The organism is Bacillus sp. MM2020_4, assembly GCF_011250555.1.
In the GTDB taxonomy this organism is placed as follows: Bacteria; Bacillota; Bacilli; order Bacillales; family Cytobacillaceae; genus Neobacillus.
The window spans coordinates 1-13,153 of record NZ_JAANMZ010000023.1; the positions used below are offsets into that span (position 1 = coordinate 1).

The 13,153-nt window shown below is 38.7% G+C and carries 9 protein-coding genes; 1 reads left to right on the forward strand and 8 read right to left on the reverse strand.

Annotated elements, in window-relative coordinates:
• Positions 1–147 precede the first annotated feature (147 nt).
• From G6554_RS14675 to G6554_RS14700, 6 genes are all read right to left on the reverse strand, one after another.
• Complete coding sequence (locus G6554_RS14675; RefSeq protein ID WP_166243135.1) at positions 148–2,073, reverse strand: cytochrome c3 family protein; 1,926 nt, start codon at positions 2,071–2,073, stop codon at positions 148–150.
• A gap of 229 nt (positions 2,074–2,302) precedes the next feature.
• Positions 2,303–3,673: a cytochrome c3 family protein gene (locus G6554_RS14680; protein WP_166243137.1), complete on the reverse strand. Its 1,371-nt coding sequence runs from the start codon at positions 3,671–3,673 to the stop codon at positions 2,303–2,305.
• A gap of 115 nt (positions 3,674–3,788) precedes the next feature.
• Positions 3,789–4,760, reverse strand: coding sequence for a 6-bladed beta-propeller (locus G6554_RS14685; RefSeq protein WP_166243139.1), 972 nt, complete (start codon positions 4,758–4,760; stop codon positions 3,789–3,791).
• 16 nt (positions 4,761–4,776) lie between these two features.
• Complete coding sequence (locus G6554_RS14690) at positions 4,777–5,490, reverse strand: tetratricopeptide repeat protein (protein ID WP_166243141.1); 714 nt, start codon at positions 5,488–5,490, stop codon at positions 4,777–4,779.
• Between the two features lie 90 nt (positions 5,491–5,580).
• On the reverse strand, positions 5,581–6,750 hold the full coding sequence (locus tag G6554_RS14695; protein WP_166243143.1) for a cytochrome c3 family protein: 1,170 nt from the start codon (positions 6,748–6,750) through the stop codon (positions 5,581–5,583).
• 27 nt (positions 6,751–6,777) lie between these two features.
• Positions 6,778–8,175, reverse strand: coding sequence for a NapC/NirT family cytochrome c (locus G6554_RS14700; protein ID WP_166243145.1), 1,398 nt, complete (start codon positions 8,173–8,175; stop codon positions 6,778–6,780).
• Positions 8,176–8,694: 519 nt separating this feature from the next.
• Between G6554_RS14700 and secA the strand changes: the two genes are divergently transcribed.
• On the forward strand, positions 8,695–11,208 hold the full coding sequence (gene secA, locus G6554_RS14705; RefSeq protein WP_166243147.1) for a preprotein translocase subunit SecA: 2,514 nt from the start codon (positions 8,695–8,697) through the stop codon (positions 11,206–11,208).
• A gap of 338 nt (positions 11,209–11,546) precedes the next feature.
• On the opposite strand, the gene hpf is transcribed toward secA, so the two are convergent.
• Together hpf and G6554_RS14715 are read right to left on the reverse strand one after the other, a co-directional pair.
• Positions 11,547–12,095, reverse strand: coding sequence for a ribosome hibernation-promoting factor, HPF/YfiA family (gene hpf / locus G6554_RS14710; protein ID WP_166243149.1), 549 nt, complete (start codon positions 12,093–12,095; stop codon positions 11,547–11,549).
• 340 nt (positions 12,096–12,435) lie between these two features.
• Positions 12,436–13,152, reverse strand: a complete 717-nt coding sequence (locus tag G6554_RS14715; protein WP_166243151.1) for a ComF family protein — start codon at positions 13,150–13,152, stop codon at positions 12,436–12,438.
• Between the last annotated feature and the right edge of the window lies 1 nt (position 13,153).

The window sequence follows — 13,153 nt, forward strand, 5'->3', positions numbered from 1 at the left end:
TTTGTATCATAATACCCACCCGTTAAAATTGATACTATAATTATACAGCAAAAAAGGTATAATTCCCTCAATGAATGAGGTATTATACCCTTTTTACATTTTTTAGGTGGACTTTTTCAGTGCCCTCGTGTGTCTCCGCTCGTTTTTTTATGGATTCGTTATTTTTTTTGGTGAATGTGCAGCTTCCCTAAAGGCATTTTCCCCACCATTACTATGGCAAGTAGAAGAAGAACAAGCTTTTTCCCCATTTTTAGTACCCTTATTATGGTCAGGGATATCTGGATTAATTGCTAAACCAGATTCCTTATCATAGATCGCTTTACCAGTAACTCCGTAAATCTGGGTTGATCCATTGTGACATTTGCTACAGAATTCTCGTTCATTCTCAGCATTCCACTCAATACCGGATGAAATAAACTTATCCTTATCATCAGAAATTTTTATATTACCCAATTCACCTCTTATCATTTTTATATTATTGGAACCATGTGTGTCATGACATTCCGCACATGGAATCTGGCCATCTAAATTACTCCCACTATCAGCCGTAGCTTTTATCTTGTGTCCAGATTGATTAATATAAATTGAATCACTGTAATATTGGTTAATATCAGTAATCACCTTTTGGCTTTTTTCATCTTTTGACCCATTATGGCAGCTTAAACATACTGAATAATCATCTGCATTTCCCGTTGCCGTACTAGCTTTCTTATACGTTCGAATATGACTATCTGTATCGGAAATTGGTTTAAAACTATTGGGATTTTCCTTTGTCCCTGAAGTATGTGGGTTATGGCAGCTAGTACATGTGCTGCCGGAGCTTTGATCATGCTGATTAGTTTTAAGCTCATTTGTATTGTCCACAACCTTCGGTGCAATCATCGTTCCAGTTGTTCCATCGTGACACGCCATACACAAATTTTCTTCGCTATTACCAAATTTCCCCCCCTCCAGCTTATCGCTCTTTCCGTTATGTGTACTATGGCAGTATGAGCAGGCATTGGTAACATTCGAATAATTTCCATGAATATTAAAATCTAATGATCTAGCACTGTCAGGCAATTCAGCTAGATTTTCAAAATCGTCCACATCCTGGTGACTGGCACTGACGGTTGTAAATTTAAGAAATCTTGGAATGATTTGTTTATCTCCTAATTCATTTGAAAATTCCGGATTTAGATATACATTATAAGTTGTTTTTGGCAGAAGCTTCTCAGGAGTAAATGTATAAATATTAGCCTTCATGCCATTTGACAGCCCAACGCTCTTTATGAAATTGGGTGTTCCTTTAAAATCATCAGATACCGTTATTAAAGGTTTACTAGTAGTTAACCCTTCTGTACTTCTAACATCTATTAATAATATGTAATCCAAAGGAACACGTGTCATATCTTCAACTGGAAGGAAGTAATCAGGTTCTGTTTCCCATAGTACACCTTCATCTAGAGGCTTATATTCATCCACAACATCTTTTGGAATCAGATACATTTTATACATATAAGGTCTATCCGTCTCTTCACTGAACAGACTCATTTTGCTAACCATGGTGGATACTTGATCTGTACTGGTCTTCTCATTAGAAGACGGCCCCTGAGATGCTAGGTTATTATCAGGTGCCTTAGTAACATTAGACTGTTCGGTCTCAGCAGTATGAACTGTAATGGACAGATCAAATTGATTACTAAATTCCCCATCACTAACTACAAAAGTTAAGGTATGAACCCCTTCACTAAATTCCTTTGAAAAAGAGAAGTCCGCATATAGATCTTGTGGCGTTATCGTAAGCTTGCCTTCATCTGTAATATCAATAGGCTGCTGTGAATCGCCTTGTTGCTCAAATACTTTTACTGGAAGCTTATCCGGTGTCGTTTGATCATCAGAAATTCTTCCTATAAATTTAACCGTTGAAATTTTTACTACGGAATCTGTTTCTGGTGTAAGGATCTTTATTTCTGGAACACCTGTTGCTGAAAGAACAACGTCATCAGGAGAATACAAAAGGAAGGAACTTAATATAACGCTCCAAATAACAAAGTATGAAATTAGCCTTCGATTGTTGTGCTTCCTTTTCATTATATTCATCCTTTTCCTAAACCATTTTTACCGAAAAAAGGGCTTTTTTTTTATTATATCAACTGAATTAACATTAATTATCGTCGTTAAGTTAAATCTTTTTGACAATTTGCCAGTAGCCTGCAATAATAGAACAAGGTAGCAATAATTACTATTACTACCTTGTTTACTTAAATATAGGTAAAATTCATTCAAAGTTAACAAATAGTAGGGCTATTTGTTAGCTTTTTTATTTTGCAGGTTTTCCGTTGTAATCTGCACCTGCAACTCCAGGTGTAGCAACATCTTTAGCATGACATGCTAAACATACCGCGTTGTTTGTGTATTTCTTTAGTGCTGAACTTGGGTTAGTTGTATAACCATTAGTAGTTTTATCATATGTGCCAGTTACGTTTTCCATATATGCTTCGGCTTTTGTTTGATCCCAGCCTTTAGCCACATAATCAGCAACCGTTAACCCAGCTGAGTCTTTCATTGTATCAATAGATGTACCATGCGAATAGTGACAAGATGCACAGTTTCTACCAGCACTGCCACTATTAGTACTGTGCGTGTATCCATGCAATGGATCAGTTGTTTTAGTAACTTTTCCTCCACTTCTGCTAGCAAAATAAGAATCGTGACAAGATGCACAGAATTTAGAGTAGTTTGTTATTTCAGTGCTTGTCGAGGCACCTTTTGCTTTCATAATTTTAATCCCACTTGTACTAGCATTAAAATCAGCATATGCTGGGTCTTCAATTAAATTAAGAGCAATTTGTTTAACGCCAATATTTGCATCTCCTGCCCACGCTACAGTGGTGGTTGTTCCAGCTCCTGTTTGGACCTTTTCAGAGATTAAACGATCGTTTACAGAACCGTGTGGATTGTGACAGCTTGAACATTCTAATTCTCCGGTTGATACGTTAGTAACTGCACCAGGAGCCTGACCAATTTTAACATCTGATCTTACATTATGCATGGAAGAGCTTTTGTGAGATCCATCGAAGTCAAAAACCCCTGCAGAACTTTCTACTTCAACATTATAAAATCCCATCGTTCCGTCATGACATGACATGCACATGTCTAACTCTGTGCTTTGGTATTTTAATAACATATCATTGCCGCCATTGTGAGCACTATGACAGTTTGCACAAGAGGCAGTGTTATTTTGGAAATTTCCGTGAGTATTATTATGTGTCATAGGATTTCCGTCATTGCCAATTTCATTATTGACGGATTCTGGAAGTTTTACTACTTTATCACCTTTAACCACTTCTACTGTACCTCTGTAATGTTGAGAATCACCATTAGTCGTAGCAGCTGCCCAAATTTCATAACGGTGAACCCCAAGAGAAGGAGCTGTTACAGTATAGGATAAGGTAGCATTATCTAATGTTACTACATCTCCACCATCCCAAATTATTTTGTAATTATCTACATTGTTACTTCCATTCTTGGTCCAAGTAAGTGTATAATCTTGACCAAGTAAAACAGAATTACTAGATGTAACAACTGGAATACCAGCATTTGGTGCTGCAGCAGCAGATGCTACAATACTAAACAAGCTTACTAGAATTAACGTCATGATGGTGGATAAACTAATTCTTATCTTGCTCATTCCAAAAAACCTCCCATTTTTTTCTCTCTTTCTCTCTCTAATTTTTTTCTACTTCTTCTTAGGTATTCAACAAATCTTACTTTTGTTCATCACCCCCTTAAAAAGAATGATTGATTTAATTGAACTCTGAAATCCGTTGATTCACTGTATCTGTGACAAATAATGTATCTCTGTTGTCAATAAACAAGCCATTAGGGAGGTTAAATCTGTCTTTATCCGTTCCCATACCACCTAGTTCAAATTCCCGCTTTCCATTTTTATCAAAAGCATAGATGTTATGGGAAAGACTATTCACAATATAAACTGTTCCCTGGGAATTCACTGCAATACCCCTCGGATTAAGAAAGAGCGTATCTCCTTTTCCATCTATCGATCCATTAATAATTTTATTAAATTTTCCTTTACTATCGAAAACTTGGACTCTATTATTTCCAGAATCTGAAACATAAATATAATCATCTTTATCTATTGTTACAGCATTAGGAGCAACAAATTGTCCTTCTTTATTACCTGGCCCACCGATTTCCATTAATTTTTTTCCACTTAAATCAAAGATAAACACTTTATTCTGTTTAATATCCGTTACGTATAGTTTATCTTTAAAAATCCGTAATCCACCAGGCGACGTAATGACTTTATCTTTTTCATCCTTTTCTTTGAAGTAACTTATAAATTTCCCTTTAGCATCAAAAATAGAAATATCACCATTGTAAAGATCAGCTACATAAATATTTCCCTTTTGATCTCCGGCAATTCCATACGGAAAATTAAACTCGCCTTCCTTGTTTCCTGTCTTTCCAAATTTGAATATGGGTGTTCCAGCCTGATCAAAGACTTGAATTTTCCTTCCCGATGCATCACTTACGTAAATATAATCGTTCGCTTTTACAACATCCATGGGTTTTTTGAGAGGGTCACTAAAATCACCATAAAAAGATTGGGTGATTTCTGGAGGACCACTCTTATCGATCGAAGCTACATATGGTTTTACTTTGTTTTGTAAATTAAAGAAATAGATGGCTGCAAAAAAGGCAACGGAAAGTACTACAATAGCGCTCATCGATAGATATAAAGTTTTCTTTTTCAAAAGTAGTCATCCCCTTTTATTTGTTGTCCTTCTTTTTAGTTTCTGCTGCAAGTCTCTTTAAACCCTCATTTGCCGGTTTATAGAGAGGATCATAACTTAATGCCTCTTTATAAAGCTTTTCAGCCTCGTCAAAATTCTCCTGATCTTCTGCTAACTTTCCTAGTTCATTTATGACGTCCGTATTAATCGGACTTAAGTTCAGCGCATCTTGCAAAGACTTTAGAGATTCTTTGTACATTTTAAGATGGCGATAGGTCATCCCCGCCAATAAATTACTTTTATAATTTTGGGGAGCGAGTTCAACTGTCTTTTGTGCCTGTTTCAGCGCATCGTTATAACGCTCTTCGTTTAAATATGTTAAACCTAGGTTAAAGTAGGCTCCAAAATTCTTCTTATCGAGGTCGAGTGCCATTTTCAATTGTTTAATCGCTTCTTCATTGTTGCCTCGAAGATAATACGTATAGCCAAGATTCACCCTATTTTCTGGATCATTGGGTTTTGCATCTACTAAATCTTTGTAATAGTTCGTTTGATCAATTAAATGTTGTTCATCTGCATCTGGCCATAAATATTTGTCACTGATAAAATAACCGCCAATTAAGCAAATAGCCAATGTAATAAATAAGATGAGAAATGATTGAAGTTTTGGTAATCGATTTGGTTTCATTTTATTTATATTTTCAGTTCGTGATTGCTCTTCATTATGATTTGATAGCTCCTGCGCTTCCATAGTATATCCTCCTATTTTTGTGAAATCCTCGAAAGATATTAACGCCTTCTATTAAATTTTAAGAATAAGAATGATAGATATTTAAACTAATCAATTATCCTTATGACAACTTGTGCACCTATCTTTCACATGGCATGTGTAGCATAACTCAGAAGGCTTCTGATCTGGTGCAATTGGAATTTTGTGTATATCCTTCCAATTTGGATTCTTTTTACTATGTGAACTCTGATGGCACGAAGAACAATTTACTTGATTCGTACTTGGAGTGGACATTCCATTAATACTATGGCATGCTGTGCACATTTGTTGATTTACCTTGGCAAGATCACCATGCTTACTTATAAAACTATTTTCATGGCTAGCGGGACGCTTGCTATGGCAATCCACGCAGAACGTATTTTCTTTTGCATAATCGTACTGATCCTTGGCTTGTTGTTTGCTGGATTGGTTTAAATACTTATTTAGCGCTGAACCTTCTTCATACCCTTCTAGGTCAACAGAGGACATGTATTTATGACACTCATTACATTCCTTGATTCCTTCCCCGGCTAGTAAACCATGAGATTTGGTCTTGAAATTGTCTACTTTATGATTTTTAGGAACCATGCCTGTTGTATGGCAGGTTTTACATTCAGTTGAAACCTTCCGAGCTTTGTGACATTCCATACAAGTATCCATGTCTGGACGAGTAAACTTCAAATCAGCCATCGCTTCTTTTCCAATTTCTTCATCCCATTTATCCAGGTCAGTTTGGTATGTCATTTTTCTATCCGCGATTTTCCCATGGGCCACACCACTGTGACATTGAGAACACTCAATATCTTTATCCATATGCTTATCGTGTGGAATAATCAGATCCCCGGAAGGTGTTACATCCCTTTTAGAAACGTCATGACATGACTTACAAGCGCTATCTGGGACCTCACCAATCATTCGGATTGGTGCAGCAGATGTGGATGACGTTTGCTTTATTAAATTTTCAACTGCCTCTTTCGATTTATCTTTCGCTAATTCCTTCAACACTGGATTAGTATGACAACTTGTGCAATCCACTTCACTATGAGTGGAGGCTTTCCATGTATAGACCTCTGGCTTCATCTCGTGACAAGATGAACAAAACCCTGAGCTAGAGGTAGCCTTTAGCCCAGAGAACCCAAGTGCGAGGAAGATGACTAAGAAAAACAATGCCAGCGTCATAATCTTTATTAATTTATAGCGATAACGAGGAGGGTCCAACCGCGTCTTTTCTTCTTCTACCATAAATGCGTCCCTCCAGTTTAAAATATATTAATTCTTAACATCTGATTTAAAACCAGTTCTATGACAATATTGACAATAAACATCTGTAGGTGCTTTTGCATCAGTAGAATCAGCTTTTGGCTTGTCACGATCATGACAGACAAAACATTCGGCTTTCATATCACTTGTTTTTGCTTTATCAGCATGCCCGGTCAGCCATTGATTACTTTCACCATGGCTTTCTGGACGATCTGCGTGACAGGCACTACAGAATTTATTCGTTCTTGCTTGGTCTTTAACAAGCGTCATATTCGGTACATATTTTTCTTTTTGATTGCCCATTTTTAGCAGGGACATGATATCTTCTTTAGGAATTTCTCTGACCCATTTGGAATCCTGGTGACAGTTAACACATTTATCTAGCTGTTGAATAGCATCTCCGCCGTGGTTCCCTGCCCATCCTTCAACCTTGTGGTTTTTAGGAACTTTAATCTTTTTATGGCACGTTTCACAGGCCATCGAAAGCTTAACATCTTTTTGTTGCTTACCAATTGCTTGTAAAATGATTTCTTGTGTTTTTTGATCATGTGCTGCTAATGCTTCTGCTTCTTTTTCTTCTGTCGTTACGCCTTCATTTGTCTTCTCTGTTGCAACTTCACCGGATGTTTCTATTGCTTTTTCTTCAAGCTTTTTCTCCACCTCTTCTGGATTTGGCGGTACGTTATAAGCAACATCTTCCCAAGGCTTTTCACCGTTGTTTACCTTGTCATGACAGTCAATACAGGATCCCATGTTAGGTCGTAAATATTTCTTTTCCACTAATTTTTCAGCATTTTCCTTTGTCCAATGGCCGCGAACATCTTCAGTATTAATCCCTCGGGTAACTATTTTCGCGTGAACCACACCAACGTGACAGGAAATACAAGGTATACCTTCTTCGATATGTCCTTTATGGTTAACCTTTAAGTCACCAGATGCCGTGACAAGCCGGTTTTTGGAGTGACATTGTAAGCAGTTTTCATTTGAAACAGCTTCTTCTTCTGTTTGAACAATTTGCTCAGGAACTCCTGTAACGTGGTAATACACTTCTTTCATCGATTTCATTTTGTGGGTTACCATATTAACAAACCCAGGTTTGATATGACATTGAACACATGAAATATTATTGTGTGCACTGGCAGTATATGTGGAATACTCCGGTGCCATTTCATGACAGCTGGCGCAAAATGAAGGCGAGTTGGTTAAAGAAAGTACTCCATACCCACCGCCAAAAATAACAATGCAGCCAACAAGGGAAACGAATAGGAGTTTCCACCTGTTAACTGGGTTCTTCCAGTCAATAGCTCTAAATTTTTGCCAAAGTCTGCGAATCAGGCCAACTTTTTTTCTATCTTCTCTCGTTTCGGGATCTGTATCTTTAGGTTTCTTTTTCCCCCAAATGGCCACTTAACTCACCCTTCCCATTTTGGATTTCTTTCTCTATTTATTTTCCATATTTACCTCTCTAAGGGTAGTATCTAACATTGTGAGAGTATATTCCAATGTACAATTTGTGAATATTTTTTCATATAGACAAAAGTCCCCATTTCTTCTAAAAGCAACATAGAAACGTTGTTAACAAAGGGATAAGTTAGTACTGTTCAAGTAGTGAAAACAATGGAATGGTTGCATTTTTATTCAAAATCACCAACATTTATTCATACATTAGGAGTTCATTTTGGCATATTCTCCAATTGACCTTATATTCTCAGCTAAAACGCCACCAATCTGTCATATTTGACTAAAATTCGAACAATCCAAACCAAAGATTTATAATAGTAGAATGACAATTTTTCCACTCCTGCCAACATTGTTGTCACTGTAATGTGGAAATGGTAAGATGATAAGGGAAATCATCGAATTTTTTGATAAGAAATTTTTAAAAAAATAATTACTTAGTCTCGGGTAAAAAGGAGCGTTCATCAGATGATGGGGATTTTAAATAAAGTGTTTGATCTGAACAAACGTGAGCTGAAGAGGTTAGACAAGCTTGCGACGAAAATTGATGCCCTTGCTGCTGATACAGAGAGGTTAACAGACGATCAGCTACGGGAAAAAACAGAAGAGTTCAAGGCGCGCTATCAAAAAGGCGAAACCTTGGATGACCTGCTTGTTGAAGCATTTGCGATTGTTCGTGAAGGTGCCCGCCGTGTCCTTGGCTTATATCCGTACCATGTTCAACTAATGGGGGGGATTTCTCTCCATGAAGGGAATATTTCAGAAATGAAGACTGGTGAAGGTAAAACCTTAACAGCGACCATGCCGGTTTATCTGAATGCTCTTTCCGGCAAAGGCGTTCATGTTGTTACTGTTAACGAATACTTGGCAAGCCGTGACGCCACTGAAATGGGTGAGCTGTATCAATTTTTAGGTTTGACGGTTGGCTTAAATTTGAACAGCATGGATAAGGACGAAAAGCAGGCTGCCTATGCCTGCGATATTACGTATGGAACAAACAATGAATTTGGCTTTGACTATCTCCGTGATAACATGGTGCTTTATAAAGAGCAAAAGGTTCAGCGCCCGCTCTTCTTCGCCGTCATTGACGAGGTTGACTCGATTTTAATTGATGAAGCGCGTACCCCGCTGATTATTTCCGGTTCGGCGCAAAAATCGGCTGTCCTTTATATTCAAGCAAATGCCTTTGTGCGGATGCTGACAAAGGAAACCGATTATACGTATGATGAAAAAACGAAGGGCGTTATGCTCACAGAAGAAGGAATCAGTAAAGCCGAAAAAGCCTTCGGCATTGAAAACCTGTTTGATATGGCGCATGTTACCCTAAACCATCATATTAATCAGGCCCTTAAAGCAAATGTCAGCATGCATCTTGATGTTGATTATGTCGTGCAGGAAGGCGAAATTGTTATCGTTGACCAATTTACCGGGCGATTAATGAAGGGCCGTCGGTATAGTGAAGGGCTGCACCAGGCGATCGAGGCAAAAGAAGGACTCGAAGTCCAAAACGAAAGTATGACAATGGCAACCATTACGTTCCAAAACTATTTCCGGATGTATGAAAAATTATCAGGGATGACGGGAACAGCCAAAACGGAAGAAGAAGAATTCCGCAATATTTACAATATGAATGTTATTGTGATTCCAACTAACAGGCCGATTGCTCGTGACGACCGTGCCGATTTAATTTACGCGTCGATGGACGGAAAATTTCGTGCCGTTGTCGAAGACATTGCGGAGCGTTATCAAAAGGGTCAGCCAGTCTTGGTTGGTACCGTGGCAATTGAAACGTCCGAGTTGATTTCAAATTATTTAACAAAAAAACGGATTCCTCATAACGTTTTGAATGCGAAAAACCATGAAAGAGAAGCTGAAATCATTGCCCAAGCAGGCCACAGTGGCTCCGTTACGATCGCAACTAACATGGCTGGCCGTGGTACAGACATTAAGCTTGGTGAAGGGGTTATTGAGGTAGGCGGGCTGGCCGTTATCGGTACTGAGCGCCACGAAAGCAGACGGATCGATAACCAGCTTCGTGGACGTTCCGGACGTCAAGGTGACCCTGGTATTACTCAGTTCTATCTATCAATGGAAGACGAATTGATGCGCCGCTTCGGTTCCGACAATATGAAGGCGATGATGCAAAAACTTGGAATGGATGATACCCAGCCCATTCAAAGTAAGATGGTATCGCGTGCAGTTGAATCTGCGCAAAAACGTGTTGAGGGCAACAACTTTGATGCCCGTAAACAATTATTGCAATATGACGATGTCCTTCGTCAGCAGCGCGAAATTATTTACTCCCAGCGTGATGAAGTATTAGAGTCAGAAAATCTTCGCGAAATCGTTCAAAAAATGATTCAAAATTCACTTCAACGAAATGTAGATGCCCATGCGTCACGTCATGAGGATGAGGAGGATTGGGATCTACAAGCAATTGTCGAATATGTACATGGTGCCTTGCTTCACGAAGGGGACATTACAGTCAATGACCTGAAGGGCAAAGACCCAGAAGAAATCGTCGAAACCATTTTGGCAAAAGTGAATGAGCGTTATGAGGAGAAAGAGCAGATCCTTTACCCTGAGCAAATGCGCGAATTTGAAAAAGTGGTTACGTTAAGGGCAGTTGACTCCAAATGGATTGATCACATCGATGCCATGGATCAGCTGCGCCAAGGCATTCATTTGCGTGCGTACGGACAAATTGACCCGCTTCGTGAATACCAGCATGAAGGATTTGCCATGTTTGAGGCAATGATTCAATCCATCGAGGATGAAACAGCGATGTACATCATGAAGGCTGAAATCCGCAGCAATCTTGAGCGTGAAGAAGTGGCAAAAGGTCAAGCGGTGAACCCGAAAGAAGACGGCGAAGCTGTTAAGAAAAAGCCGAAAGTGAAACAACTTGATGTCGGCCGTAATGACCCATGTATTTGCGGTAGTGGCAAGAAATATAAGAACTGCTGTGGGATGGGGAAATAAATAGGAGTGGGAAGAGCCAGCGAACTGCGAATCGCTGGCTCTTTTGTGTATATGTTCATAAATTTAGTCAATTATGATAATTTAGGACAGAACTTGTGGTATTTGTGGATATCTCCCGCCACTTTGTGGAAAAGCACCATAAAAATAGAGTTATCCACTTGGGGATAACTCTGGCTCCTTAGGGAGGGCCATTTTTCAGTTGAACAAATTCAATTTAGGAAAAATAGCAGAGACACCTCCGTTTATTTATACTCCTAGTTTATCAGTAAAATCTCAAATAAGTTTATTAGTAGGAAAAAAAACGCCACCCCTGATTTAGGGTGGCGTTCTTAAACATGTTAATGTGCTTCAATTAAGCCATAGCGGCCGTCTTTACGCTTGTAAACAACATTTGTACGGTTACTATCGGAATTAGTGAATACATAGAAACTATGACCAAGCATATTCATTTGCAGGATGGCTTCTTCACTATCCATTGGTTTCAAATCGAATCGTTTTGTACGAACTAACTCTAAATCGTCTTCATCCACATCGTGCGCTTCTGGGCTCTCAGTGTTAGCAAAGGTTACAGGGAAATCACCTTTTTCGCGGAATTTACGGTTTACCTTTGTTTTGTGTTTGCGAATTTGGCGCTCAAGTTTATCAGTAATCAAGTCAATTCCAGCATACATATCTACGTTTGTTTCCTCAGCACGTAGAACTAGTTGCGGCAACGGGATTGTTACCTCTACCTTGGACGTTTTATCTTGATTAAATTTAAGATTTACATATACCATTGCATCTGGTGCTTCTGTAAAATAGCGCTCCAATTTTGTAATTTTCTTTTCTACATACTCTCTAATTGCTGGAGTTACCTCAATGTTTTCACCACGAACGTTATATTTCATTAGTGGACTCCTCCTTTTGTTAAGGCTTGTGTATACATTTCTATTTTGCCCTATGATTATCCTGCTAAATCAGAACAAAAATTTTGTCGATTTTTTGACAAATACAACAGGCAAATAGTGACAATGCTTGACACCACCTTTGACAACGATAGGGTATTTTTACTAAAATGAATGGTTATTCATATATATTATAATATGTATTGGGACAATTTGCCACTTCTATGCTCACAGAATAGGTTAAATGGACGCAAAGATGAATGGGGGATTCCATCAAATGGTGCATGAAGAACGAAAATTGCTTGCCTGGCATGGAGGGAAGGCATCGTCTTGCCGCTCTTCCCTATCTCGCAAGTGTAAGCGCCTGAATACTCCCAGCTCCTGCCGTTTTTAACAGCTTGGCTGCATGCCTCAATGTGGAACCAGTCGTGTAAATATCATCAACCAAGATGATGCTTTTTCCTTGTAAATTAGTTTCCGGGGCAAGACTAAATACTTGTGGCAGATGAATCCGCTCCGACCTTGATTTTTTCGATTGCTTTTCTGAGTGAATTCGGGTAAGTATTTGTGCGGGGGGATAGCCGGATTCATTAATAAGTGCCACTGCTTGATTAAACCCGCGCTCATATAGGCGTTCATCGCTCAATGGTATAGGGGCAAGTATTTCCGGATGCATGGTTGTCAGTTCCTCTTTAATAAATGGTGCAAAGACCTTGGCTAGTACATAATCTCCTCGAAATTTATATTTTGCAATGACTTCTTTTAAAAATTCATTATAGTGGAAAAGCGAGTGATTACTATCAAGAAATCCTTGCCACTCCGGATCCTCCTCCCAGCGTAAGCAATCATTGCACAAATCCCCCTTACGGAATTTCTCATCGAGCTGGGCAAAAGGTCGACAGCAAATTCGACAGGTCTCACCATCAATTTTTTCAAGCTTTCCTTCGCATTCAATGCATAGGAAATGTTCCTTTTCTAAAGAAAAAATGGCTCTCCAGCCTATGTCAGGCTGGATGACATTATTACAAACTAGACAATAGTCTTGTTGAAAGAGATTCATT